The sequence below is a fragment of the Butyrivibrio sp. AE3006 genome, assembly GCF_000424165.1.
Taxonomy (GTDB): Bacteria; Bacillota; Clostridia; order Lachnospirales; family Lachnospiraceae; genus Butyrivibrio.
In genome coordinates this window covers 90,133-116,512 of sequence record NZ_AUJJ01000011.1, presented here as the reverse complement: position 1 = coordinate 116,512, position 26,380 = coordinate 90,133, and the positions used below count along the sequence as shown (strand labels likewise).

General features: G+C 40.0%; 22 protein-coding genes and 1 tRNA gene. 22 read left to right on the top strand and 1 reads right to left on the bottom strand.

The genetic code is table 11. The features are described 5' to 3' along the window. The first annotated feature begins 71 nt into the window (after window positions 1-71). The 12 genes from gmk to G603_RS19670 all read left to right on the top strand — a co-directional run bounded on the left by gmk (window position 72) and on the right by G603_RS19670 (window position 14,693). The gene (gmk, locus tag G603_RS0107785; protein WP_026669861.1) at window positions 72-695 is read left to right on the top strand and encodes a guanylate kinase; all 624 of its coding nucleotides are present in this window, start codon (window positions 72-74) and stop codon (window positions 693-695) included. Window positions 696-731: 36 nt separating this feature from the next. Next, window positions 732-1,013 (top strand): DNA-directed RNA polymerase subunit omega, encoded by a 282-nt coding sequence (gene rpoZ, locus G603_RS0107780; protein WP_026523645.1) that lies wholly within the window; start codon window positions 732-734, stop codon window positions 1,011-1,013. 13 nt (window positions 1,014-1,026) lie between these two features. Continuing rightward, window positions 1,027-2,424, top strand: a complete 1,398-nt coding sequence (gene rimO / locus G603_RS0107775; protein ID WP_026669860.1) for a 30S ribosomal protein S12 methylthiotransferase RimO — start codon at window positions 1,027-1,029, stop codon at window positions 2,422-2,424. Beyond that, the gene (pgsA, locus tag G603_RS0107770) at window positions 2,408-2,944 is read left to right on the top strand and encodes a CDP-diacylglycerol--glycerol-3-phosphate 3-phosphatidyltransferase (protein ID WP_026669859.1); all 537 of its coding nucleotides are present in this window, start codon (window positions 2,408-2,410) and stop codon (window positions 2,942-2,944) included. Before rimO ends, pgsA begins: the two co-directional genes overlap by 17 nt. 77 nt (window positions 2,945-3,021) lie before the next feature. Next, window positions 3,022-4,665, top strand: coding sequence for a DEAD/DEAH box helicase (locus G603_RS19680; protein WP_051207620.1), 1,644 nt, complete (start codon window positions 3,022-3,024; stop codon window positions 4,663-4,665). A 274-nt stretch (window positions 4,666-4,939) separates the two neighbouring features. Beyond that, a complete protein-coding gene (locus G603_RS0107760; protein ID WP_026669858.1) occupies window positions 4,940-6,247 on the top strand; it encodes an alpha-amylase family glycosyl hydrolase in 1,308 nt (435 codons plus the stop codon). A gap of 83 nt (window positions 6,248-6,330) precedes the next feature. After that, complete coding sequence (gene dut / locus G603_RS0107755; protein WP_026669857.1) at window positions 6,331-6,768, top strand: dUTP diphosphatase; 438 nt, start codon at window positions 6,331-6,333, stop codon at window positions 6,766-6,768. A 147-nt stretch (window positions 6,769-6,915) separates the two neighbouring features. Then, entirely contained in the window at window positions 6,916-8,025 is a 1,110-nt protein-coding gene (locus G603_RS0107750) for an ABC transporter ATP-binding protein (RefSeq protein WP_026669856.1), read from the top strand. Further along, the gene (locus G603_RS0107745; protein ID WP_026669855.1) at window positions 8,025-10,154 is read left to right on the top strand and encodes a Gldg family protein; all 2,130 of its coding nucleotides are present in this window, start codon (window positions 8,025-8,027) and stop codon (window positions 10,152-10,154) included. Before G603_RS0107750 ends, G603_RS0107745 begins: the two co-directional genes overlap by 1 nt. Window positions 10,155-10,234: 80 nt before the next feature. After that, a complete protein-coding gene (locus G603_RS0107740) occupies window positions 10,235-10,900 on the top strand; it encodes a DUF4340 domain-containing protein (RefSeq protein ID WP_026669854.1) in 666 nt (221 codons plus the stop codon). A 319-nt stretch (window positions 10,901-11,219) separates the two neighbouring features. Further along, the gene (glgB, locus tag G603_RS19675) at window positions 11,220-13,760 is read left to right on the top strand and encodes a 1,4-alpha-glucan branching protein GlgB (protein WP_051207618.1); all 2,541 of its coding nucleotides are present in this window, start codon (window positions 11,220-11,222) and stop codon (window positions 13,758-13,760) included. A 6-nt stretch (window positions 13,761-13,766) separates the two neighbouring features. Then, window positions 13,767-14,693 carry a mechanosensitive ion channel family protein gene (locus G603_RS19670; protein WP_081669862.1) on the top strand — a complete coding sequence of 309 codons (927 nt, stop codon included), beginning with the start codon at window positions 13,767-13,769 and terminating at the stop codon, window positions 14,691-14,693. An 83-nt stretch (window positions 14,694-14,776) separates the two neighbouring features. Here G603_RS19670 and G603_RS0107725 read toward each other — a convergent pair. Next, window positions 14,777-14,849, bottom strand: a tRNA-Thr gene (locus G603_RS0107725). A gap of 188 nt (window positions 14,850-15,037) precedes the next feature. Between G603_RS0107725 and argH the strand changes: the two genes are divergently transcribed. The 10 genes from argH (at window position 15,038) to G603_RS0107675 (ending at window position 26,376) form a co-directional block, all read left to right on the top strand. Continuing rightward, window positions 15,038-16,465, top strand: a complete 1,428-nt coding sequence (gene argH, locus G603_RS19665; RefSeq protein ID WP_051207616.1) for an argininosuccinate lyase — start codon at window positions 15,038-15,040, stop codon at window positions 16,463-16,465. Between the two features lie 54 nt (window positions 16,466-16,519). After that, a complete protein-coding gene (asd, locus tag G603_RS0107715; RefSeq protein ID WP_026669853.1) occupies window positions 16,520-17,605 on the top strand; it encodes an aspartate-semialdehyde dehydrogenase in 1,086 nt (361 codons plus the stop codon). A gap of 23 nt (window positions 17,606-17,628) precedes the next feature. Continuing rightward, window positions 17,629-19,008, top strand: coding sequence for an ATP-binding protein (locus G603_RS0107710; protein ID WP_026669852.1), 1,380 nt, complete (start codon window positions 17,629-17,631; stop codon window positions 19,006-19,008). A 114-nt stretch (window positions 19,009-19,122) separates the two neighbouring features. Next, the gene (locus G603_RS19660; RefSeq protein ID WP_035792465.1) at window positions 19,123-22,590 is read left to right on the top strand and encodes a DNA topoisomerase III; all 3,468 of its coding nucleotides are present in this window, start codon (window positions 19,123-19,125) and stop codon (window positions 22,588-22,590) included. Window positions 22,591-22,638: 48 nt separating this feature from the next. Next, complete coding sequence (locus tag G603_RS0107700) at window positions 22,639-23,313, top strand: UDP-N-acetylglucosamine pyrophosphorylase (RefSeq protein WP_026669851.1); 675 nt, start codon at window positions 22,639-22,641, stop codon at window positions 23,311-23,313. A gap of 75 nt (window positions 23,314-23,388) precedes the next feature. Continuing rightward, window positions 23,389-23,592 carry a DUF6465 family protein gene (locus G603_RS19655; protein WP_051207614.1) on the top strand — a complete coding sequence of 68 codons (204 nt, stop codon included), beginning with the start codon at window positions 23,389-23,391 and terminating at the stop codon, window positions 23,590-23,592. A 78-nt stretch (window positions 23,593-23,670) separates the two neighbouring features. Then, window positions 23,671-24,552, top strand: coding sequence for an HAD-IIA family hydrolase (locus G603_RS0107690; protein ID WP_051207611.1), 882 nt, complete (start codon window positions 23,671-23,673; stop codon window positions 24,550-24,552). Window positions 24,553-24,734: 182 nt separating this feature from the next. Beyond that, a complete protein-coding gene (locus G603_RS0107685; RefSeq protein WP_442852362.1) occupies window positions 24,735-25,418 on the top strand; it encodes a F0F1 ATP synthase subunit A in 684 nt (227 codons plus the stop codon). A gap of 228 nt (window positions 25,419-25,646) precedes the next feature. Beyond that, window positions 25,647-25,862, top strand: coding sequence for an ATP synthase F0 subunit C (gene atpE / locus G603_RS0107680; RefSeq protein WP_026494584.1), 216 nt, complete (start codon window positions 25,647-25,649; stop codon window positions 25,860-25,862). A 22-nt stretch (window positions 25,863-25,884) separates the two neighbouring features. Then, window positions 25,885-26,376 carry an ATP synthase F0 subunit B gene (locus G603_RS0107675; protein WP_155832643.1) on the top strand — a complete coding sequence of 164 codons (492 nt, stop codon included), beginning with the start codon at window positions 25,885-25,887 and terminating at the stop codon, window positions 26,374-26,376. Window positions 26,377-26,380 lie beyond the last annotated feature (4 nt).

Here is a 26,380-nt window from a genome sequence, read left to right as displayed (position 1 = left end):
CCTGTAGTTTTGTGTTATTATCAGCTCTATTGCGGGTTAAAACAAAGCCGCAAAGGAAGTGTGGTATTTAGATGAATAATAAAGGTATTATTGTCGTTGTTTCCGGATTTTCAGGTGCCGGAAAGGGCACACTGATGAAGGCTCTTTTAAGCAAGTATGATAACTATGCTTTATCAATATCAGCTACCACCAGGAATCCCAGACCAGGTGAGACCCATGGAAAAGAATACTTTTTTGTAACAAAAGAAGAATTCGAGAAGCTTATAGCTGAGGACGGACTTGTTGAATATGCAAATTATGTAGGTAACTACTATGGTACGCCCAAGGCCTTCGTTGAAGAGAAGCTGGATCAGGGAAAAGATGTAATCCTTGAGATCGAGATTCAGGGAGCACTTCAGATTAAGAAGAAATTTCCACAAGCACTTCTTCTTTTTGTAACTCCGCCATCAGTTGATGAGCTTAAGAAGAGACTTATCGGCAGAGGAACAGAAACAGAGGATGTCATACACGGCCGACTTCTTCGCGCAAAAGAAGAGGGACAGGGTATTGACGAATATGATAATATTATAATCAATGATGATCTTGATACATGCGTTACCACAATGCATGAAATCATACAGGCAGCTCACTATACACCTGATCGTAATGAGGAATTTATTAACAGCATCAGAGAGCAGCTTTCAGAACTTAAATAAGCTATAATAAACTTATGTTTTTAATGGAGGAAAAAGATGATACATCCGTCATACGTAGATTTAATGAAGGTAGTTAATAAGGACGTTGAGGAAGGTAATGAGCCTATCATCAGCTCAAGATATTCAATCGTTATGGCTACAGCTAAGAGAGCAAGACAGCTTATCGCAGGTGATGAGCCTATGGTAAAGGTTAAGGATAAGGAGAAATTCCTTTCAATCGCTGTTGACGAGCTCAATGAAGATAAGCTTCGCATTCTTTCTGACGAAGAGAAGGCTGCTCTTACTGCAGAGAACGAAGAGATCACTACAGAGGAGTAATAGATAATAATCTATGAAAATCTTATTTGTATCACTTGGATGTGATAAAAACCGTGTAGATTCCGAGGTTATGCTCGGAATGCTATCCAGCAGAGGTCATGAATTCACAGATGATGAAGAGATCGCTGAAGCAGCTGTAGTAAACACATGCTGCTTTATTGGTGATGCTAAGGAAGAAAGTATCAACACTATCATTGATCTTGCGAAGTATCGCACTTCCGGTCAGTATAAGGCGCTTATTGTAACGGGCTGTCTTGCTGAGAGATACCGTGATGAAGTCCTTAAGGAGATTCCTGAGGTTGACAGAATTATCGGTACAGCATCAATCGAGCATATTATAGAAGCTTTGGATTCTGTTCTTGAAGAGAACGCTGATTCAGAAAAATCACTATCTGAGAAAGAGTATCTGGACAGTCTTGATAAAAAGCCTGTAGGAAACAGGAAAAGGATTCAGACTACAGGCGGTCAGTTCAATTATCTTAAGATTGCAGAGGGCTGCAATAAAAACTGTACCTACTGTGTAATTCCCAAGGTAAGAGGAAGATATCGCTCAGTTCCTATGGATGAGCTTGTTGCTGAAGCAAAGACACTTGCTGATAAAGGTGTTTCAGAGCTGATTCTTGTTGCACAGGAGACAACACTTTACGGAGTAGATCTCTATGGAGAGAAGAAGTTACCAGAACTTCTTAAAGAGCTTTGCAAGGTTGAAGGTATCAACTGGATAAGGCTTATGTACTGTTATCCCGAAGAGATTACAGACGAGATGATAGAGACCATAGCAAATGAGCCTAAGATCTGTAATTATCTTGATATCCCTATTCAGAGCGGTTCTGACCATGTGCTTCGAATGATGGGAAGAAAGACCAACAGAGCTGAGATTACTGAGAGAATAAAATACATCAGAGAGAGAATTCCTGATATATGTTTAAGAACGACTCTTATCGCAGGATTCCCGGGAGAGCTTGAAGAGGATCATAGGGAGACACTGGAGTTTGTAAAAGAGATGAGATTTGACAGACTTGGCTGTTTTACCTACTCCCAGGAAGAGGACACTGTTGCAGGCGAGATGCCGGAGCAGATTGATGAAGATATCAAAGAACAGCGCCGCGATGAGATTATGGAGCTTCAGCAGGAGATAGTTTTTGAGGCTGCAAGGAATCGTGTAGGTCAGACAGTTTCTGTTGTAATTGAGGGCAGAATTACTGATGATGACGAAGACGAATATGGTTATACCTACGTTGGTCGTACCTTTATGGATGCGCCTGATGTAGATGGATATATTTTTATAATGAATGTACCGTTTGATCTTATGAGCGGACAGTTCGTAGAAGTTAAGATTACAGGTTCCAACGATTACGATTTGGTTGGGGAACTTATTGTGGAGGGGGACCAGGATGAATTTACCGAATAAACTTACAGTATTTAGAGTCTTACTTATTCCGTTTTTTGTAGTATTTTTACTTGTACCGATTTTTGGGGAGCCAGATAAGTGGATAGCGCTCACGATTTTCGTAGTTGCTTCACTAACTGATCTGGCTGATGGCAAAATCGCCAGAAAATATAATCTGGTAACAGATTTTGGGAAATTTATGGATCCGCTTGCGGATAAGCTTCTTGTTTGCAGCGCCATGATCTGCCTTATAGAGCTTGGCAGAATTCCTTCTTGGATAGTGGTTGTGATTATCGCAAGAGAGTTTATAATTAGCGGCTTCAGACTGATAGCAGTTGAAAAGGGAAGGGTTATAGCCGCAAGCTACTGGGGTAAGTTCAAAACAACTTTCCAGATGATAATGGTAATTTTAATGATCGCCAATATCGGACAGTTGCAGGTAGTAACAACGATAATAATGTATATAGCACTTGTGCTCACTATAGTTTCGCTTGTTGATTATCTTATTAAGAATAAAGACGTTATGAGCGGAGCAATTTAATTTAGTAATGCTAGTGGGGGACAGCATTTATTGTTTAAATGTTGTCCTCCATTTTTTATAAAAAGAAAGAGGTAAGAATGTCAGATATTTTAAAAGACGTAATGGAAGAAGAGGAAAAGAAAGATACACGTATCAGATATGATGAGGCTGAAGGAATTGATGAAAGAGTTCTTCGTGCAGTTACAGAGATGGGATTTGAATACATGTCACCCATTCAGGCTGCTGCGATTCCTGTGATGATGAGAGGTACAGACCTTATCGGACAGGCCCAGACAGGAACAGGAAAAACTGCTGCCTTTGGTATACCCACACTTCAGAGCATCAATCCTGAATCAAAGCATCTTCAGGCAGTAATTCTCTGTCCCACAAGAGAGCTTGCAATGCAGGCAGCCGATGACCTTAGAAGCTTTGGTAAATACATGCATGGAATAAAGGTTCTTGCAGTTTATGGCGGTCAGGACATTTCAAGACAGATAAGAGCACTTTCATCAGGAGTTCAGATAGTTGTAGGTACACCCGGACGTGTAATGGATCACATGAGACGTCACACCATGAAGATGAAGGATGTTAAAATCCTTGTTCTTGATGAAGCTGATGAGATGCTGGATATGGGCTTTAGGGATGATATTGAGACCATTCTTGAAGGTATGCCTGAAGAGAGACAGACAGCTCTTTTCTCAGCAACAATGCCTGAGCCTATTTTGCAGATCACCAAAAAGTATCAGCACGACGCAGAGTACATCCGTATGACTCCCAAAGAGATCACAGTTAAGGCCATTGAACAGAGCTATTATGTGATTCCTCAGGTTTATAAGGAGGAAGCTCTTACAAGACTTATTGAATACAATCAGCCAAAGAGAAGTCTTATTTTCTGTAATACCAAAAAGAGAGTAGATGAGCTTACATCAAGTCTTAAGAAGAAGGGCTTTAGAGCTGAAGGTCTACACGGAGATCTCTCACAGTATCAGAGGGATACTGTTATGAATATTTTCAGATTCGGACAGGCTGATTTCCTTATTGCAACAGACGTTGCTGCTAGAGGAATCGATGTTAGCGGAGTTACTGCTGTATTTAACTACGATATTCCTGAAGATACAGAATATTATGTACACAGAATAGGCAGAACAGGCCGTGCAGGTAAAAGCGGTAAGTCTTATACCCTTGTTACACCCAGAGAGATGTATAAGCTTCGCGAAATAGAGAGAATCTGCCACACCAAGATCGAAGAAAACGATATTCCTTCTGTTAAGGAGGTTCAGAGAGCAAAGGCAAGAAAGGTATTCTCAGAGGTTATTGACCTTATTGAGAATAACGAAGTCGGCGATGCTTATGACTTTGTTCAGAAGAAAATCGATGAGGGCGAATATACAGCAGAGCAGCTTGCAGCAGGTCTTCTCAAACTCAAGATGGGTAAGGCTCCTGCAGAGATTGACTTTAAGGTTCCAAGAAGAGGTCATTCTTTCCGTGATGGCAAGAGAACTGGTGACAGAAGACGTGACGGCAAGGGATTCTTCGGAGATAAGGACCGCGGCGGCAGAGGAAGAGGCTTCTCATCAGATAAGGATGGTAAGAAGAAATTCTTCTCCAAGGATGGTAAAAAGGGCGGATTCTTCTCCGATGCAGGTAAAGGTGCAAAGCATAAAAAGGCATCAGCTGATAAGTTTAGAAGAAATACCAGACCCAAAAGTGAAAAACTTGGCATAAATAGAAGAGAAAACTGATATAATTGATATAGGTGTCATAAGTCAAAAATGCGGGCATGCTTGCATGTTGAGCATTTTGACTTCATGACCCTAACAAATATGAGGGCGCATGATGTCCAGGGGACATCAGCACTGCGCCGACCGAAGTGGAACGTAGAGTAGCAATTTACGAAGTAAATTAGCGGTTTCCGAATATTTGTAGAATTGCGAGAGTTTCGAAGAAACGGAGCAATTCGTATATCATTAATAACTTATAACTTTCGTATATCAATATTTGTTTGAGGGGAAAATTATGTGGGCATACGAAACAGGTTTTTATCAAATCTATCCATTGGGTTTTTGCGGGGCACCGTTTGAAAATGATGGCAAACAGGAGCATAGGATATTAAAGGTTATAGACTGGATACCGCACCTTAAAAAGCTTGGTGTTGGTGCAGTGCTCTTTAATCCTATATTTGAATCCGATACCCATGGCTATAATACAAGGGATTATAAAAAGATCGATGTACGTCTTGGCACTAATAAGGATTTCAAAAAGGTCTGCGATAAGCTTCATAAGGAAGGCATTAAGGTAATTCTTGATGGAGTATTTAATCACGTGGGTCGCGGCTTTTTCGGATTCCAGGATGTGCTTCAAAAGAGATGGGACAGTGAGTATAAGGACTGGTTTCATATTAACTTTGATGGCAATAACGGTTATAATGACGGTCTTTATTATGAAGGCTGGGAAGGTAACTACGATCTTGTTAAGCTGAACCTGTGGAATGAGAATGTCGTTAACTATCTTCTTGATGCTGCAAACAGCTGGATTGACGAATACGATATCGATGGTTTAAGGCTTGATGTGGCATATTGCCTTGAACAGAATTTTATCAAAAGGCTCAGAGGCTCAATGCTTGCAAGAAAAGAGGACTTTTTCCTTGTGGGTGAGATGATCGGCGGCGATTATCACAAAGTTATGGGACCGGAGCTTTGCCACAGTGCTACAAACTATGAGTGCTATAAAGGGCTTTTCTCAAGCTTTAATTCTATGAATATGTTTGAGATAGTTCATTCACTTCTTCGTCAGTTTGGTCCTGAAAACTGGTGCATGTACAGAGGTGAGCATCTGCTTTCATTTGTGGATAATCATGATGTATCAAGAATAGCAAGTAACCTTAATAACGAAAGACATCTTCCGCTTATCTATGCAATGATGTTTGGAATGCCGGGAATACCTACGGTTTATTATGGCTCTGAATGGGGAGCTAAAGCGCACAAGTCAGAAGGAGATCCCGCTCTTAGAGCGTGTTTTGATAAGCCGGAGTGGAATGAACTTACAGATGTAATCGCAGCGCTCTATAAAGCAAAGAAGGAAAGCAAAGCTTTGCAATATGGTGATATGAAGCAGCTGGTTCTTCAGAATAAATATTGTATAATTGAGCGTGAGACTGAGGACGACAGAGTTATGATTGCTGTTAATGCTGATGATAATCCGGTTCATGTGGATTTCAATGCAAGAGCAGGAAGAGCTCATGATCTCATAACCGGTGATACAATAGATTTTGGCGGTGGTCTTGATATCCCTGCATGCACTGCTTATGTTCTTCAGCCTTATTAAAATATTAATATTTGAATATGTACATTATAGTTTTGCCAAGTACACGTAAGAGCAGAACATCATTATAAAGGAGAGTATGAAAAATGTTAGTAAAAATTAAAAAGCTTGATAGCGAAGCTACACTTCCCGGAAGAGGCAGTCTTGCAGCTGCAGGCTATGACCTCTATGCCAATGTGAAGGAGGATACAAAGATCGCTCCTCACACAACAGCAAAGATTGGAACAGGCCTTGCTATGGAAATCCCTGATGGATACTTTGGCGGAATATATGCCAGAAGCGGTATCGCAACGAAGGAAGGTCTTCGCCCTGCTAACTGTGTAGGAGTTGTTGATTCTGATTATCGCGGTGAGATAATCGTTGCTGTACATAACGATTCTGATGTAGAGCGTACCATTACTCCCAATGAGAGAGTTGCTCAGATCATCATCCAGCCTTATCTCGAGGTAGAGTTTGAGGTTGCTGATGAGCTTAAGGAATCAGAGCGCGGAGCCGGCGGCTTTGGTTCAACGGGTAAGCAGTAAAAACACAGTTTTTTCACAATTTCTTGCATATTAAGTCACAAATTAAATTTAATACAGTAGTAAACTAAAGTCTGTGCATAGAGATAAGCGATTATCTTAACTGCACAGATTTTTTTGCTTTAAAAGCGATAAAGGGAGGTAATTACTGTGATTGAAGTCAAGGATATTGTGAAAAGCTATGGCAATCACAAAGCAGTAGATCATTTATCATTTACTCTTGAAAAAGGTAAGATTTACGGTTTTCTTGGACCTAACGGTGCAGGTAAATCAACAACTATGAACATCATGACAGGATATATTGCTGCCAATGGGGGAACGGTAACAATCGATGGACATGATATTGTAAAAGAACCGGAGGAAGCTAAAAAGTGTATCGGATATCTTCCTGAGCTTCCGCCTCTTTATATGGATATGACTGTATCCGAATATCTTTATTTTGTTGCAGATCTTAAAAAGGTACCCAAAAAAGAAAGAAGAGATCAGCTTGCGAAAATCATGAGCCTTACTATGCTTGGCGAATATGAAGGTCGCATGATCAGGAACCTGTCAAAAGGTTACAGACAGAGAGTAGGCCTTGCCCAGGCTCTTATTGGATTTCCTGAAGTTATCATTTTAGATGAGCCCACAGTCGGTCTTGATCCTCAGCAGATTATCGAGATAAGGAATCTTATCAGGTCTCTCAGAGATGATCATATCGTAATTCTCAGCTCACATATTTTGTCTGAGGTTAATGAAGTTTGCGATGACGTACTAATTATTTCTCATGGCAAGCTTGTTTGTCAGGGAACTCCTTCAGAACTTGAAGATAAGTTTAGCGGTGCTGAGCATATTAAAATGTCCATCCTTGGTACAGAAGCTCAGATCAGAGGTGCCCTTGCAGGAGTACCTTCAATTTCTGAAATTACTATTGAGGAAGAGAAGGATGCTCAGGGTGGCGTAATAGTTGAAGTAGTCAACAATTCATCTGAGGACATCAGAGCCGATATCGCAAGAGCCCTTGCAGGAATTGGGCTTCCTGTACTTTCCATGGAGACTCAGAAGAAGACTCTTGAGGATGTATTCCTTGAAGCAACAGGCCTTGGTGATGAAGCAGAGACTAAGAATAACAGCGAAAATGAAGCAAAAGAAACTGAGCCCGCTGAAGATAAAACTGAGGCTGAAGAGTCTTATGAAGAAAAAGCCGAGGTTGAAGCACCTATCGAAGATAATGCTGAGCCTGAAGAATCAAAAGATGAAAATAAGGAGGATGTGGAATAATGCTTGCTATATTTAAAAGGGAGTTTAAATCCTATCTCCATTCATTTATCGGACCGCTGTTTATTGCTGCAGTCATTTTTATGTTTTCACTTTTCTTTACAATATTTAATCTTATGGGGCTTTCCAACAATATAAACGGATCCCTGTATAACCTTGGTTACTGGGGACTGATGTTCCTGATTCCGATCCTTAGCATGAGAGCTTTTTCAGAAGAGAGGAAAAATAAGACAGATCAGCTGATACTTACAGCACCTGTATCTGTCGGTAGTATCGTGTTTGGCAAGTTCCTTGCAATTGTAGCTATATTTGCCATACCGGTAGCTTTTATCTGCGCAATGCCTCTTGTACTGAATCTTTTCGGAGATGTTCCGCTTTTATGGAATTACACAAGTATACTTGGGTTCTTCCTTTATGGAGTGATGCTTATTGCAATATGCATTTTCATTTCCAACCTTTCAGATAACCCGCTTATCTGTGCAGTAATTTCAATACTTATTATTTTGCTTGGTAATTTAAGCTCCAATTTTTATAACAGTTTAAATTCTACTGTTGCCAAGAATCTTCTTGCATCAACCATTGATTTTTCAACAAGAATGGCGAAGATGATGACAGGTAACTGCGATGTAACTTCAATTGTTTATTTTGTATCAGTAACAGCTCTGTTCCTTGTCTTATCAGTGCAGATAATTCAAAAGAGAAGATATTCTGTTTCTAAAAAGAATTTCAGCATTACAGCCTACAGCTCTGTAACCGTCATCATCCTTATTGCAGCGGTTATAGCAGCAAATATGGCAGCACTTCAGATACCTGATGAGATAAGAGAAGCTGATGTTACAGCCCAGAACCTTTATTCATTAACAGCTGACTCTGAGAAAATTGCAAGAGAGATCACCGATGATATAACTTTATATTTCTTTGCACAGGAAGATGATGCCCAGTCAAAGACCAAGGATGAATCAATTGAGAAAATCCTAAAGCAGTATGCATCATTAAATGATCATATTTCACTTAAGTATATTGACCCTGTTCTTAATCCTCAATTTGCAAAGAATTACACTGATAGTTCGGTTGCTTATTCAAGCGTAATAGTTGTAAATGAGACTAACGGAAGAAGCAAGGTTATCAATTATAATGATATGTTCGAATCCACAATGGACTATCAGACTTATCAGCAGTCAATCACAGGTTATGACTCAGAGGGCGAGCTTACTTATGCACTTCAATATGTATGCCTCTCCGATGATGACATGATGAACGCCTACAGCATCACAGGACACAATGAGATTTCATTTACATCCAAATTCAGCGATGTTCTGGATAAGGACAATATAAAGGTTTCAGAGCTTTCACTTCTTACAAGTGAAAAGGTACCGGATGACTGCAAGCTCCTTATTCTCAATACACCTCTTGTAGATTACAGCGAGGATGAAGCAAACAAGGTAATTGATTATCTTAATAATGGCGGAAATGCACTTATAATCACCTTCTATAAGACAGACGGAGAGCTTACTAACTTTGGAAAGATCCTTGATTACTATGGTGCAAGCCTTGAAGAAGGCAATGTGATTATTGAGGCAGATGCTAATAACTATGTAGCAGGTTCTGATCCATATTACATTTTACCTGAACTTGGAACTGATACTATTACCAGCTCCATTACATCACAAGGCTTTGGAAGTGTTTTTGCACCTCTTTGTCAGGCTATTAGTTATACTGCAAAAGATGACGTTACTGTTACAGAGCTTCTTAAGAGTTCTGACAGTGCTTACCTTCAGTCAATTACTAATCCTGATGATAAGAGCGAGAACGGTCCTTACATTATAGGTCTTAAAGCTGTAAAAGAACTTGATTCCGGATCATCAACAGCGATTATCTATTCTTCAGGTGACATGTTTACTGAAGGCGCTGACCAGATGGTTCAGGGCAACAACGTAAGACTTTTTGCTAACTCAATAAATGCCCTTGTAACATTTGATAAGGAACTAGTTACAATTCCTGCCAAGGACGCAGAAACACCCTTATCAATAAAAGGAAGCTATTGCATATTCATGATGGCAGGCTTTGCAGCACTTGTACTTGTGATATTCTTCGCAGGCCTTGCAGTCTGGATCATCAGAAGAAGAAAATAAATAATTTAGTGTAAATAGAATTCTGTTTTTCTTAGGGAAAGCAGAATTCTATATTTTAATAAAACAGATTGGAGCACAATATGAAAAAACAAAAAGTTCAGCTGATTATTCTTTTAGCTTTATTATTGGTTTTTGTGGGTGGATACTATGGACTTCAAAAATACAATAAGGACGAAGCAGCAAAGGAGAGCGAATCTACCTATACCGCTTTATCATTAGGGGATGATGCTGACGTTACAGTATTGCACGTGAAAAATACAAACGGAGCGTTTACTCTTGAAAAAGCAGACGATGAAACCTGGACATTAAAAGAGGATTCATCAGTAGATGTTGATGAAAGCAAGATTACAACAAAAATCAGTTCACTTAAATCAATTACCTCAGACCAGATAGTAGAGGATTACAGCGACCTTTCTGACTTTGGCCTTGCAGAACCTGCTGAAACCGTGGAAATCACGCTATCTACTGGTGATACTCATACAATCAAGATTGGTGATTATAATAACACGGTGAACAAGTACTACATTCTTGTTGACGATAACCCTACAATCTACACTGTAAACTCCATCATCAAAACCAACTTTGGCTTCTCAGCTGATGACATAAGAGTTACTGAAGAAACCACAACAGATGATACAACATCATCCGAAGAAGATTCTACAAGTGTCGATACATCAGAAAACACAAATGATAATATCGAATCATCAACAGAAGAATCCTCCGAATCCACTACAACCGGAGATTAACCATTCACTAGAAAGCAAGATTGTTATTAGGTATACATCAAAAAAATCGGAAATTTACTAGGGAAGTTAACAAAGAAAAAATTTAAATACATGGACATTTTAAAAGCACAAAAGCCACTGCAGTAAGTTTTAACAAATGGTCCATTTTCGGTGATTTAAAGCTCGGGCAAAGCATTTGAACTCGTTAAATGCTGATAATATCCGAGCTTTACCGGAACAAGAAAATGGACCATTTGATAAAACGACTACCTGCGGCGGTTTTTGTGCTATAATATTTGTCAGAGAATTTTGAAAATTTATGTAGGTGGAGGTAAATGTGATGAACAATAAGCTTTATAAACTTATGAATTGGCCGGAGATTGAAGAAATAATTTATTCTGACGGAGACGATCCTCATCGCATTTTGGGCGCCCACAAAGTTGGCTCCAATCTTCTTATTCAGACCTTTTATCCCTCAGCAGTTGAAATAACAGTTGTACCTTCTGGTAGCAGCAAAACTTATAAAATGGAGCTTGCAGATGAAGCAGGCTTTTTTGCAGCGCTGATACCTATTAAGGAAGGTACCGATTATAAATACAGGATAAAGCTTGATAACGGTGAGACCAAAGAAATCTATGATGCCTATAATTTTCAGCCGCAGATGGACAGAGAGGACTTCATCAAGTTCAACAGCGGAATTCATTATGACATCTATGAGAAGCTTGGTGCACACCCTATGACCATTAATGGTATCGAAGGTACAAGCTTTGCTGTATGGGCTCCGGATGCTGCAAGAGTCAGTGTTATCGGTGATTTCAATGAATGGGACGGAAGAGTCAACCAGATGAAGAGAGTTGAACAGTCCGGCGTCTTTGAGATTTTTATTCCCGGTGCAGTGGAAGGTGCAGGCTATCAGTATGAAATAAAAACAAAGGGCGGCGTTATATTTAAGCGCCCTGATCCTTACGGATATGCTTTTGCAGATAAGGAATTTACTGTATCTAAGGTTGTCGGAATTAAAGGCTTCAAGTGGACTGATGCAGCATTTATAAAGGATAGAACAAAATTTGACAGAGACAGCGATCCTCTTTCAATTTGTGAGATAAATATTGAATCTTTTGCAGCAAAGCATCAGAATCATATACCTGATTACAAGGAGCTTGCTCTTGATATTTTATCCTATGTTCAGGATCACGGCTTTAATGCTATTGAGCTTTTCCCTGTAATGGAGCATATTGGAGGACATCCTTATCATATTACCGGTTTCTTCTCAGTTCAGGGAAGATATGGAACACCGGATGGATTTATGGAATTCGTTAATATCATGCACGAAGCAGGTATCAAGGTATTTATGGATTTTGTTACCACATTTTTCCCGAAGCTTCAGTGCGGACTTAATGCCTTTGACGGACAGGCTCTCTATGAATATCCTGATCCCAGAATGGGCGTACACCCCAGAACCGGTGATCTGATCTTTGACTTTGGAAGAAAACAGGTTACCAATTTCCTTGTATCCTGCGGACTTTTCTGGACTCAGAAGTTCCATTTGGACGGACTTAGAGCTGCAGATATAGCAAAGATCCTTTATCTTGACTATGACAGAAAGCCTGGTCAGTGGATTCCCAATATGTATGGCGGAAACGAGAACCTTGAAGCAAAAGAATTCCTTTGCAACTTTAACAATGTATTAAAGACAAAGAATCCGGGACTTCTCACAATGACCAAGGAGACCTCCTGCTGGCCCAGAGTTACAGGAGAGCTTGATGACGGCGGACTTGGATTTGACTATAAGTGGAACAACGGATGGACCAAGGACTTCCTTGATTACATTCAGAACGATCCGCTTTTCAGATCAGGTAATCATAATGAGCTTACATTCTCGCTTATTTACTGCTATACAGAGAGATTTATCCTTGCCTTTACTCACGAAGAAATCGGAAAAGGCTTAGAAGGACTTTATGATCTTATGCCCGGCGATTCAGCACAAAAGATGGCAGGTGTCAGACTTGCTGTTGCTTATGCAATGTGCCATCCCGGAAAGAAGATGTTCTACATGGATCCTTCAGCTCTCAGCATTGATAACGCTGTTTTCCTTGAAAACATGATCCACATGCTGAATGAGATCTACAATCAGAGACCGGCTCTTCATCAGCTTGATACCAATGATGCAGGCTTTGAGTGGGTTAACAGCATGGCAGCTGAGGAGTGCATGATGTCCTTTATCCGTAAGGGAGAAAAAGACGGTGACATGCTCCTTGTAGTTGTAAACATGGCAGGTGTAGACAGAACCTTCGAAGTAGGCGTTCCTGCTGATGGTAAATACTATGAGATTTTCAACTCTGATGATACCAACTTTGGCGGACAGGGTATTGTTAATCCCGGAAGAATTGAAGCTGATTTTACTGAAGCTGACGGAAGACCTTATTCAATTCCTGTTAAGGTTGCTGCTACTTCAATTGCTATTTTCTCATACACTCCTTACACAACACAGGAGAAGAAAATCAGAAAGATTCGCGAAGAAGAGGCAATAAAGAAGCAGAATGAGCGTGAAAAGGCTCTTAGAGAGCTCAAGGACAGACAGGAGAAGGAAGAAGCTAAACTTCTTAAGGAGCTTCATGAGCGCTATGAAAAAGAACTTGCCGCTCAGGAGGAAGCAATTGAGAAGAAGTATGAGCAGATAGAGGAAGAGAGAATTTCAAGCGTTGTTTCCGAGGCTGCTCTTAAGTCCATAACAGGCAGCTCAGCTAAGAAGTCAGCTGCCAAGGCTTCTGCTAAAAAGACTGCAACAGCTAAAACGACAGCAAAGAAGACTGCTTCTAAAACCACAAAGAAGACAGCCACAAAGACAAATACAAAAAATACTAAAAAGAAGGACGAATAATACATAATGAATTACATGATAAATGCCCTTACTTCAACAGCGGCAGCTACAGCTACTGCACAGGCTGAGGCTGCTATGGAAACGTTAGCTGAAGTTACAGGTAATGAAAACCTTAATCCGGGAGTTATCGAAAAATATATGAAAGAACTTCCGGATAAGGCCTTTGCCTTAGGCGTCAAGGTAGTACTTGCCATTATAGTTCTGGTTGTATTGTGGCAGGCTATCAAGATTGTAACCAATATTATTGAGAAGTCCCTTGAGAGAACCAAAATCGATAAGGCGATAGCAATGTTCCTTGCCAAATTCATAAAGGCTGCGCTTCAGATAATGCTTCTGTTTTCAATAGCTGCGGGCTTTGGAATGGACACAGCAAGCATTGTGGCACTTCTCGGATCTGCCGGCGTAGCTATCGGTCTTGCTGTTCAGGGAACACTTTCAGATTTTGCCAGCGGTATACTGATCTTAATAGCAAAGCCCTTCAGAGTCGGCGATTACATTGAAGTTACCGGATCCGGTATGGAAGGAACAGTAACTGAAATAGCACTTATTAACACTAGGATGCTGACTGCAGATTTTCGAAAGGTCGTAATGCCAAATAAGATTCTGGCATCAGCAACTGTTGTTAATAACTTTGGTAACTCGATGCGAATTCTTGATACTATGTGCAGTATAGCCTATTCTGCGGATATTGATAAGGCAAGAGCAGTAGCCCTTGATGTAATGCATAATAATGAATTTATTTCAGACAAGCAGGAATGCGCAGTATATGTAGATGAACTTGCTGATTCAGGAGTTAATTTAAGAATTAGAGGCTGGGTTAAGCCCCAGGAGTACATTAAAGCAAAATGGTCCATGAACGAAGCCATCAAAAAAGCCTTTGATAAGAATGGTATCGAGATACCATTCCCTCAGGTGGATGTACATATGAGATGACAACCAATTTAATATCAGATTTTTGGTAAATCAAAACACTAAAAAAGCTTCACGGGAAAATATCCTCGTGAAGCTTATTTTTAAGCTGGAAAAGGGACTTGAACCCTCGACCTACTGATTACGAATCAGTTGCGCTACCGACTGCGCTATTCCAGCAAATTGCATCAGTCACAAAGCAAATTATACATATTTAATGTACAATTTACAAGATTAAATTCGCTCATTTTGTGTTGATTTAAAATAATTAAATTTTGTCCTTGTTTTTGCTTTTATACTGTGATAAGTTATACTATAATTTAATGTAAAGATATTCATGTGTAATTTAACTTAAAGAGGAGAATTCGATGGCACAGCTATGGGGAGGAAGATTTCAGGGTGAGATCAGTGAGCTTGCCTGGAAATTTAATGCGTCCATTTATTTTGACAAGAGGTTAATAGCTCAGGACGTATGCGGCAGCAAGGCTCATGTAAAAATGCTCGCTAAGCAGGGCATAATCACTCAGAAAGAGAGCAAGCAGATTGCTGAAGGTCTCGATTCCATCTTGCAGGATGTTTTAGATGGTAAGCTTGAGATCACAGATAAATATGAAGACATTCACAGTTTCCTGGAATCAAATCTGATTGACAGGATTGGTGATGTCGGCAAAAAAATGCACACCGGTAGGTCAAGGAACGATCAGGTGGCACTTGATATGCGTCTTTACATCCGTGAAGAGGTTCGTAATACAGCTGACCTTCTTTACAATATGTTAAAGACTCTTAATAAACTAATGTCTGAAAACATTCATACTTACATGCCGGGCTTTACACATCTTCAAAAAGCTCAGCCTGTAACACTTGCACATCATCTCGGAGCGTACTTTGAGATGTTCAAAAGAGATTCCCGTAGACTTGAAAATATTTATATGTTAATGAATTTTTGTCCACTTGGAAGCGGAGCACTGGCAGGAACCACATATCCGCTGGACAGAGAATTTGTAGCACAGCAGCTGGATTTCTTCGGACCCACAAAGAACAGCATGGATTCTGTATCAGACAGAGACTATCTGATTGAATACCTTTCAGCTCTTTCTATAATAATGATGCATCTATCCAGATTCAGTGAAGAAGTAATAATCTGGAACTCGAATGAATACGGCTTTGTCACTATCGATGATGCTTATTCAACAGGTTCAAGCATTATGCCTCAGAAAAAGAATCCTGATATTGCAGAACTTGTAAGAGGTAAGACGGGAAGAGTATACGGAGCGCTGAATTCGCTTCTTGTTACCATGAAGGGAATCCCTCTTGCCTATGATAAGGACATGCAGGAGGATAAGGAAGTAAGCTTTGATGCAATTGATACTACTAAGAACTGCCTTATTCTTTTCACTGATATGCTTTCTACCATGAAATTCAATAAAGAGACCATGGAAAATAGCGCAATAAGAGGCTTTACAGATGCCACAGATGCAGCCGACTATCTTGTCAACAAAGGTGTTCCTTTCAGAGATGCCCATGGCATAATAGGAAGACTTGTACTTTATTGCATAGATAAAGAAGTTGGAATATCAGATCTTGAGCTGGATGAACTTAAGAAGTTCTCCGATAAATTCGATAAAGACGTATATGATGCAATAAGCCTTAAGACCTGTGTAGAGAAGCGTCTTACTGTAGGAGCTCCGGGTCCGGAGGCAATGAAAAATGAGATTAAAGGAAACGTTGAATTCCTTGATCTTTTCTGGACTAAAACCCATAGCCCGTTATATCCGGACTGTCAGGATGAAGACTGACGGCATGTTTTTTAGGTACCAAATTTAGTTATTATATAAGAGGAGAGTGAAAAAATGAGCGAGAAATTGAAAGTAGCAGTTCTTGGCGCAACAGGAATGGTAGGCCAGAGATTTATTACTATTCTTGAGAACCATCCTTGGTTCGAAGTTGCTGTAGTTGCAGCAAGCCCCAGAAGTGCAGGTAAGACTTATGAAGAATCTGTTGGCGACAGATGGAAGATGGAAGTTCCCATGCCTGAAGCCGTTAAGAAGCTTATTATCAAGGATGTTACAAATGTAAAAGAAGTAACAGAGGGCGTAGATTTCGTTCTTTCAGCTGTAAACATGTCAAAGGATGAGATTAAGGCTATTGAAGAGGAGTATGCAAAGACAGAGACTCCTGTAGTTTCAAATAACAGTGCTCACAGATGGACTCCTGATGTTCCCATGATGGTTCCGGAGATCAATCCTGAGCATTCAGACGTTATCGAATTCCAGAAGAAGCGTCTTGGAACAACCAGAGGCTTTATCGCAGTTAAGCCTAACTGTTCAATTCAGAGCTATGCTCCCGCACTTTCCGCATGGAGAGAGTATGGCCCTTATGAAGTTGTTGCTACAACATACCAGGCTATTTCAGGTGCAGGAAAGAACTTCAAGGAGTGGCCTGAAATGGAAGGCAACATCATTCCTTTCATCTCCGGTGAGGAAGAAAAGAGTGAGATGGAGCCCCTTAGAATTTGGGGACATATTGAGAACGGTGTAATCGTTCCAGCTACAAGTCCGCTTATTACTTGCCAATGCATCCGCGTACCTGTTTTATACGGTCACACAGCAGCTGCATTTGTAAGATTTAAGAAAAAGGTTTCAAAGGAAGAGCTTATCGAAAAGCTTGTAACATTTAAGGGTAAGCCTCAGGAGCTCCAGCTTCCCAGCGCACCTAAGCAGTTTATTCAGTATCTTGAAGATGACAATCGTCCTCAGGTAGCTTTGGATGTGAACTATGAAGGTGGTATGGGTATCAGCATAGGTCGTCTTCGTGAGGATACACTTTACGATTACAAGTTCGTAGGCCTTTCACATAACACATTAAGAGGAGCTGCAGGCGGAGCAGTTGAATGCGCTGAGCTTCTTAAGGCACTTGGTTACATTAACAAGAAATAATTTTTAAGAATAGGAATCCGACTATGGAAAAGAGCAAAGTACAAGAACTAGATATTTTAAACAGCTATTATGAGACGGGGAAAAATCAGATTGTAATTGTTTATGGTCACATTAAAACCGGCAGTGAGACTGTACTTACTACATTTGCATCGGATAAGCAGTACACATATTATTGTGCTGTTTCATCATCTGAAAGATTGCAGCAGTATATTTGGACCAAAGATCTTCATGATAAGGGTGCATCTCTTCCTGAATATCCTGACTATGAGACCATTTTTGAAGCATACGAGAGAATGGCCATAAATAGTGGCAAGCCTTTGCTTATTTTTATCGATCGATTTGAAGAGATAATGAAATCCAGTCCGGATTTCCTTGAAAAAGTCAGCAAGATAATCTATAGAGATGGTCATCCTCAGATGATGCTCTTGCTTCTTGGAAACAATGCTGCATGGATTGAGAATAATATGGTAGCAAAGCTTGGTAATCAGGCATCCTACATAACAGGATTTTTGAAGATTAAGCCATATTCTTTCCAGGAAATGAGAAGAAAGTTCGCTAAAATGAGTGATACCGATGTTGTTTGCGTATATTCTGTATTTGGCGGAAAAGCAAAGCTTTGGGATTATTTTGATGAGGAAAAGACTTTCAAGCAGAATGTCATCGATAAATTCCTCGATGCAAGCAATAGTGTCCTCCTCAGGACTACAAGTGCAATGCTTGAAGAGAACCTGAGAGAGACAGCTGTTTACAATACCATTCTTTATGGACTTGCAAACGGACAGAACAAGCTAAATGATATCCATCATGCTACAGGATTCTCAAGAGCTAAGATCATGGTTTACTTAAAGAGCCTTATTGATCTTGGCATGGTTGAGAAGGTTTACTCATTCTCAACAACCGGACATGAAAATGTGCAGAAGGGCGTTTACAGAATAATTGATCCTCTTGCTCACTTCTTCTTCAGATTCCTTTATCAGAATCTCAGTAAGATTATCAGAATGGATGCTGAAGATTTTTATGATATGTATATTTCTGATGGTTTGCAGGAATATGTAAATTACGCATTTAAGCTTGTTTGCAAAGAGTATATTCTTAAGATGGCTGAATACGACAGACTGCCCTTCAAGATTGAAGATGAAGGTGAATGGGTAGGTAAGATGGGTACTCTTGATATTGTTGCTCAGAGCGATATCGGAGACACTCTTGTTGGTATCTGCTCATGGAACAGAAAGCTTGACATATCTGATATCGAGTTTATCAGAAGCTGTTCAAAGAGAGCAAAGCTCAACCCTGATTATTATTATCTGTTCTCAGCTCAGGGCTTTGAAGATGGACTTAAGGAGCTTGCAGCTGAATCTTCAACCATCAAATTGATTGGACTCGATGATTTGATGAACGGCTGATAAAAGGGTATAATACACTTTGTGATTATAAGTTATCCAGAGATCTGTTATGACAACTATGATCTCTGGATTTTTTATCGCAATCTCTAAATTCGAAAGGACTAGCAAAAGGAATTGCCTAAGAAACTGATAATTACTGAGAAACCATCAGTTGCCAGAGATTTCGCAAGAGTTTTGGGAGTATCGGGGAAAACAAATAATTATATAGAAAACGATCAGTACGTAATAACCTGGTGTTACGGCCATCTTGTAGAGATGGTGTACCCTGAGGATTACGACATTAAATATAAAAAATGGAAGCTTGAAGATCTTCCTTTTCTTCCTGAAAAATACAAGTATGATGTCATAAAAAGAAATGCTGAGCAGTACAACACCGTAACAGGACTTCTTCACAGAGAAGATATCGATGTTGTTTACTGGGCAGGAGACTCGGGAAAAGAAGGACAGACAATTGAAGAAAATATAAGGAACTTTGGCGGTGTCAGAGATGGCATGACTGAGCTTCGAGTGTGGATTGATTCTCAGACTGATGATGAGATAAAAAGAGGAATTGCAGAGGCGAAGCCCATGTCTGATTACGCGCTTCTGGGTGAGTCAGGAATCATGCGTGCTATTGAGGACTACAGCCTTGGTATCAATTTTTCAAGAGCTCTTTCTGTAAAATACGGAAGACTTATAAATGATGCTGCTGCCACCAATTCCTATACTGCAATTGCAATTGGCCGTGTAATGACCTGCGTCCTTGGAATGGTAGTAAGGAGAGAGCGTGAGATTAGGAATTTCACAGAGACTCCATTTTACAGAATAGTAGGTTCATTTTCCGAAGCAGGTATAAACGCTGAGTGGAGAGCTGTAGAAGGCAGTAAGTATTTTGAATCGCCTCTTCTCTATAAAGAAAATGGCTTTAAAAAAGAAGACGATGCAAGAGCATTAATAGATTCTCTTACAGGGAAAGAAGCTGTTATTGACAGTATCGAAATAGGAAAAAGTAAGAAGAAAGCACCGCTTCTTTTTAACCTTGCTGAGCTTCAGGCAGAGTGCTCAAAGAGATTCAAGATTGACCCTTCACAGACCCTGGCCGTGGCACAGGAGTTATATGAGAAAAAGCTCACAACTTATCCCAGAACCGATGCAAGAGTGCTTACAAAAGCCGTTGCAAAAGAGATTACCAAGAATCTTCGAGGACTTACAAGTCTCCAGGGAATTTCCGGATATGTTAATAATGTTCTTCAGAACGGCTTATATAAAGGCATAGACAGACCGCCCTATACAGATGATTCCAAGGTTACGGATCACTATGCAATAATCCCTACAGGTCAGACAGGGGCTGTTAATTCATTATCACCACTTTCAAAGAGCGTATATGAGCTTATTTGCAGAAGGTTTGTTGCGATATTTTATCCGCCTGCTGAGTATAAAACAGCCAAGCTCCAGATTATGGTTGATGGCGAGAGATTTTTTGCAACAGCAAAGCTTCTTATGTCTCCCGGTTATTTAGAGGTAATGGGACTTCCTCAGGATAAGGGGAACGATTCAGATAAGACCGAGGAAGAAGATGATGCAGGTATCTCTAAAGAGGATTTTGTTAAGTTCGTTGAGAGTGCAAAAGAAAGGGATACTATAAGTGTAAACGGATATGATTTAAAAGAGGGTAAGACGGCTCCGCCAAAGAGATATACAACAGGAACCCTTATTCTTGCCATGGAAAATGCCGGTAACCTCATCGAGGATGAAGAACTCAGAGAGCAGATAAAAAATACCGGTATCGGCACATCCGCAACAAGAGCTGAGATCATTAAAAAGCTTATAACCATCAAATACCTGAACCAGAGTAAGAATCAGATTGTTACTCCTGGAACTCTTGGTGAGATGATCTATGAGATTGTGGTTCTGACGTTGCCTACAATCCTTAACCCCGATATGACAGCCAGCTGGGAGAAGGGACTTGAAGGTATTTACAATGGCTCTGTAAATGGTAAAGAATACAGAGCAAAGCTTGAGAGCTACATAAGGCGCGAGACCCAGAAGATTATTGAAAAAGATCTTACGCAGGATATCATCAAAAACATCAGCCCTCTTGCTGGAAATAAGGCAAAGGGAGCCGTGGCAAGACGCCCCATAGGCGTTAAGTGTCCTGTCTGCGGCGGTGAGATTACAACCACTACCTTTGGCTATGGATGCAGTAACTATTTTGATGAAAACATAAAGTGTAACTTCAGTATTGGTACTATTGCAGGTCGTGAGCTCACTGAAGATGAAGCTAAAACTCTCATCACAGAAGGAAAAACCGGCGTCCTTTCAGGTTTTGCAGGAAAAAATAAAAAGCCCTTCAGTGCAACACTGCAGCTTAGTAAGGATGAAAACGGCAAGTACAATGTAGGCTTTAATTTTGATGAAGTTCCCGATGAATATCTTGAAGATGTGAAATGCCCTGCCTGCGGCGGAAGAATTGTTAAAACAGGTTATGGATATGCCTGTGAAAACAGAAGAAATGAAGAAAATAGCTGCTACTTCAACATCGGTGAGATTGCAGGTAAGACACTTACCAAGGATCAGATTTTAACGTTGCTTAGAGGCGAAGAAACAGAAGTAATAAAGGGCTTTAAGTCAAAGTCCAAAACAGCCTTCAGTGCAAAGCTGCTTCTTAAACCGGGCGAAGATGGTAAGATCGGCGTAGCCTTTAATTTTGATGGCATAGAGCCTGATTATGTGGCTGATGTGGTATGTCCTGATTGCGGCGGCCGAATCATCAAAAAGACCAAGGGCTTTGGCTGTGAGAACTTTAAGATGGATGATCCGGAGTCCTGTAAGTTCTTTGTTGGTAAGATTTGTCAGAAGCAGCTTACGGAGAGCAATGTAAAGGAGCTTTTAAGTACAGGCCATACTTCTACGATTCGCGGCTTTAAGAGTAAAGCAGGAAAGAAGTTCGACGCATGCCTTGTTCTTAAGAAAAATGAAAGCGGTGTATCTGAGATTGCATTTGATTTTGATAATGTGGAACAGCAGACTCTCAAAGATGTTACCTGTCCTATATGCGGCGGAGAGATTGTAAAAACCTCCTTTGGATATGGTTGTAAGAATTATAAAAAAGATGATCCTGAAAATAGCTGTAAATTCAATATCGGAAGTATCTCGGGAGTTAAGCTTAAGGATGCACAGGTCAAAGCACTTTTGACAAATGGAATCACAGATCTGATCACAGGCTTTAAATCCAAGTCCGGTAAAAAGTTTGATGCAAAGCTCACCCTTAATAAGACTGAGGATGGTAAGATAGAAGGCCTTAAATTCGTATTTGAAAATGAAGACGAAACACTTGAAGATCTCAAATGTCCTAAGTGTGGAAAGAGAATCATTAAGGGCTTCATGGGATACAGATGCGAAGATTACAAAAAGGAAGAGGATGGCTGCAAATTTTTTGTGGGAAAGATTGCAGGAGTAACTCTGAGTAAAGAGGATTTCACAAAGCTTCTTACTGAGAAAAAGACAGATAAGATTACCGGCTTTACCAGTAAGAAGGGAACAACCTTTGATGCTGCATTAAAATTTGATGAGCAGTTCAATATAGTCTTTGATTTTGAATGAGCATTGATATATTCTATTTTTATAATTCATCCATGAGAGGAGATTAAAATGGAGCAGTATTCTATTGAGAAATTATATGATTTAAACGAGACAATAGCTGCAGATCTTATGAGAAGCGCAAAATATCCCTGGGAGATACTTCCCAAAATAAAAGACTTTATAATAGAGCTTGGAAATAAGCTTCCTCAGGATAAGTATGAAAAGAAGGGTGAGAATATCTGGATCGCCAAGAGTGCGATTGTTTACGATTCAGCATATATTGCAGGTCCCTGCATCATTGATGAAGAAGCAGAGGTAAGACACTGCGCATTCATCAGAGGAAGCGCTATTGTTGGTAAGGGAGCTGTTGTCGGTAACTCAACAGAGCTTAAAAATGTCATTCTGTTTAACAAGGTTCAGGTTCCTCACTACAACTATGTGGGAGATTCTATTCTTGGTTTTAAATCTCACATGGGAGCAGGCTCCATTACTTCCAATGTTAAGTCTGATAAGAAGCTTGTTGTAGTTAAGAACGGCAAGGAAGACCAGGTTGAGACAGGCCTTAAGAAGTTTGGCGCAATGCTTGGTGACAACGTAGAAGTTGGCTGTGGCAGTGTACTTAACCCCGGTACTGTTATAGGAAGAGAGACAAATATCTATCCTCTTTCTTCTGTAAGAGGCTGCATTCCCGCAAAGAGTATCTTCAAAGATAAGGATCATATTGTACGAAAAACAGAAGATTGATAATTGACTTGTCAAAACTACAAGACTATAATCTTACTTAGTTTAATTCTTATTAATTCGGAGGAGGGAATACCAATGGCAACTAGCAAGATAAAGATTGAACTTCAGTATGCTGATAAGAATATCACTCAGGAAGAACTCGTTGAGAGAGCTAAGGCTGCTTGCGAAGCTGAGTATGGCGTAAAGGGCGTTAAGGATATGCAGCTTTATGTTAAGCCTGAAGAGAACAAGGCATACTATGTTGTTAACAACAAGATGACAGGAAGCATCGATCTTTAATCAAATTTTTTATGTAACACCAAGCCTCAGGGTAAAACCTGAGGTTTTTTCATATAAGGATATACAAGGACAAAGAAAATGAATACTGAATTATCATTTGAACAGAATTTTGAGAAATTACATAACTGTGCGCTTTTTCTTCTGGATATGGACGGTACACTTTATCTTGGAGATGAAGTATTTGACGGTGCGATAGATTTTATTCATACACTAAAAAACACAGGTAAGAAATATATATACCTGACCAACAATTCTTCAAGAGCAGGTAAGGACTATATTGACAGACTAAGAAGACTTGGATTTCCTTGCGAGCCTGAAAATGTCTACACTTCAGGAATGGCTACAGCCAGATACCTGAAGGAAAAATATGCGGACAGACATATTCTGGTTGTGGGAACAAAGACTTTTTACAATGAATTAAAAACTGCAGGATTAAAGGTTTTTACTTCATCCATGTATGATGATGAGACACTTTTTTCTGAAGACTCAAAAGCTGCTCTTGATAAGGATATTCCTGTGGTTTGTGTCGGCTTTGATACTGAGCTTGTTTACAGAGATCTTGATCTTGCAGTTCATTTCTTAAGAAAAGGATCTGAATTTATAGCAGCTAACCCTGACTGGGTTTGTCCCATGCCTGCAGGAGAAGTGCTTCCTGATTGCGGAAGTATATGTGCGCTTCTTACTGCTTCAAGCGGCTCTGAACCAACTTATATTGGAAAGCCAAACAGAAATATGGTGGATATCATTTCGTCAATGACAGGGATACCAAACGAGAAGATATGCTGCGTTGGTGACAGAGTTTACACAGATATTGCAGTTGCACAAAATGCGGGAAGCGTATCTGTTTGTGTCCTTTCAGGTGAATCCGATGAGAAAATGATTTCAGAGATGGAACAACTCCCTGACTATACCTTAAGTAATGTGAAGGAATTAGCATCAATACTTATCTCACTTAACTGAATTTTTAATTATGAGTTTCCTGCAAGTGTTGTGGGAAACTCATTTTTATTTGAATATTTTTAATCAAAGAGAACCTAGTATATTTATACAATTATGATTGAGAAAAATGTGCTAAAGAAGTATAATAATATAGTTGTATTTTTAGTATAAATTGTTATGGGGATGGTATTATTTTTATGGATATTGGTGGACTTTTAAAAGAGCTGTTATTAGAGGACAAAGTGTTTATTCACTTTGACTTTATGAACGGCTTTTTTGATATTAATAAGTCGGTTGTAGTAACCTGGGGTGTCATAGCTGTTATCGCATTATTACTTGCATTTTTAACAAGCGGAATGAAAGTACATAACATCGGTAAGAGGCAACTTCTTGCTGAGATGATGGCAGACGGCCTTCGCGGGATCACAGGTGGAATGCTTGGAGAAGAGGGACTTCGCTACAGAGACTACATGGCAGTTGTTCTTGTTTTCATAGGAGCATCCAACCTGGTAGGACTTTTTGGACTTACCCCTGCTACCATGGATCTTAATGTAACAGCATCCCTTGCTCTAATGAGTATCATTCTTGTGGAAGCAGCCGGCATCAAGCATAAGGGCTTTGGCAAATGGCTAAAATCCTTCTCGCAGCCCATGGCTATCATCACTCCCATGAACATACTCGAGCTTGCCATCAGACCTTTATCACTGTGCATGCGACTTTTCGGTAACATCATCGGTGCCACCGTCATCATGGAGCTTTTAAAGATGGTAGTTCCCGTAATCATCCCCGCAGCATTCAGTGTATATTTCGATATTTTCGACGGATTAATCCAAGCTTATGTATTTGTATTCTTAACCTCACTCTACATAAAAGAGGCAGTAGAATAAAAGAAGCAGCCACTATCTATCGTTTATAGAATACTTTAAAATAAACAACCATATAAAGCTGAAATTATTAAGTGAGTTGCCGGAACTGAATGTATGCCCGTAGAAAGGCATATCTTCACAACGTCGACCATTTCAATAATATAAATAGCTCTTTTTTATGCCTTTCCGAGGGCATATGTTCAGTTCCGCTAACGGGCTAAAACATTCAACATTGTAGGAGGTATACTTATGAATTTAGCAGCAATTGGAGCTGCAATCGCAGCATTTACAGGAATTGGAGCAGGTGTTGGTATCGGTATCGCAACATCTAAGGCAGTTGATGCCGTAGCACGTCAGCCTGAGGCAGACGGTAAGATCATGAAGCTCCTTCTTCTTGGTTGTGCTCTTGCAGAAGCAACCGCTATTTACGGATTCGTTGTATCAATCATGATACTCTTTACCTGATTTTTAGGGAGGGAAAAAAGCAGTGTTAAATATCAGTATTATGAACATCATATATAATGCGATCAATGTTCTGATCCTTTATGTGGTGTTCAGATTATTCTTGTTCAAAAGGGTCGACAGCATCCTTCATCAGAGAAGGAATGAGATTGACCATGCTACTGACGATGCTAAGAAAAAGCAGCAGGAAGCAGAAGAATTAAAAGAATCTTATGCTAAGAAGCTTCAGGATGCTGATAAGGAATGCGAAGAGCTCATCGCCAAGTCTAAAAAGGACGGCTATGATGAGTATGATCGCATTGTTAATGATGCAAAAGCCAAGGCTGAGCAGATCATCGTTGAAGCTAAGCACAATGCACAGATAGAGGCACAGCGTGAGAAGGATGCTTATGTATCAGAACTCACAGATCTTGTTGTGCATGCAGCTAATAAGATTGCCGTTTCCAAGCATGACGAGGAGACAGATAAGGAACTTTATAACAAGTTCATTTTCGAGGCAATTGAGAAGAGCGAATAACCAA

Coding starts and splice junctions, on each gene's coding strand:
- gmk (WP_026669861.1), top strand. CDS start 72: ATGAATAATAAAGGTATTATTGTCGTTGTTTCCGGATTTTCAGGTGCC.
- rpoZ (WP_026523645.1), top strand. CDS start 732: ATGATACATCCGTCATACGTAGATTTAATGAAGGTAGTTAATAAGGAC.
- rimO (WP_026669860.1), top strand. CDS start 1,027: ATGAAAATCTTATTTGTATCACTTGGATGTGATAAAAACCGTGTAGAT.
- pgsA (WP_026669859.1), top strand. CDS start 2,408: ATGAATTTACCGAATAAACTTACAGTATTTAGAGTCTTACTTATTCCG.
- G603_RS19680 (WP_051207620.1), top strand. CDS start 3,022: ATGTCAGATATTTTAAAAGACGTAATGGAAGAAGAGGAAAAGAAAGAT.
- G603_RS0107760 (WP_026669858.1), top strand. CDS start 4,940: ATGTGGGCATACGAAACAGGTTTTTATCAAATCTATCCATTGGGTTTT.
- dut (WP_026669857.1), top strand. CDS start 6,331: ATGTTAGTAAAAATTAAAAAGCTTGATAGCGAAGCTACACTTCCCGGA.
- G603_RS0107745 (WP_026669855.1), top strand. CDS start 8,025: ATGCTTGCTATATTTAAAAGGGAGTTTAAATCCTATCTCCATTCATTT.
- G603_RS0107740 (WP_026669854.1), top strand. CDS start 10,235: ATGAAAAAACAAAAAGTTCAGCTGATTATTCTTTTAGCTTTATTATTG.
- glgB (WP_051207618.1), top strand. CDS start 11,220: ATGAACAATAAGCTTTATAAACTTATGAATTGGCCGGAGATTGAAGAA.
- G603_RS19670 (WP_081669862.1), top strand. CDS start 13,767: ATGAATTACATGATAAATGCCCTTACTTCAACAGCGGCAGCTACAGCT.
- argH (WP_051207616.1), top strand. CDS start 15,038: ATGGCACAGCTATGGGGAGGAAGATTTCAGGGTGAGATCAGTGAGCTT.
- asd (WP_026669853.1), top strand. CDS start 16,520: ATGAGCGAGAAATTGAAAGTAGCAGTTCTTGGCGCAACAGGAATGGTA.
- G603_RS0107710 (WP_026669852.1), top strand. CDS start 17,629: ATGGAAAAGAGCAAAGTACAAGAACTAGATATTTTAAACAGCTATTAT.
- G603_RS0107700 (WP_026669851.1), top strand. CDS start 22,639: ATGGAGCAGTATTCTATTGAGAAATTATATGATTTAAACGAGACAATA.
- G603_RS19655 (WP_051207614.1), top strand. CDS start 23,389: ATGGCAACTAGCAAGATAAAGATTGAACTTCAGTATGCTGATAAGAAT.
- G603_RS0107690 (WP_051207611.1), top strand. CDS start 23,671: ATGAATACTGAATTATCATTTGAACAGAATTTTGAGAAATTACATAAC.
- atpE (WP_026494584.1), top strand. CDS start 25,647: ATGAATTTAGCAGCAATTGGAGCTGCAATCGCAGCATTTACAGGAATT.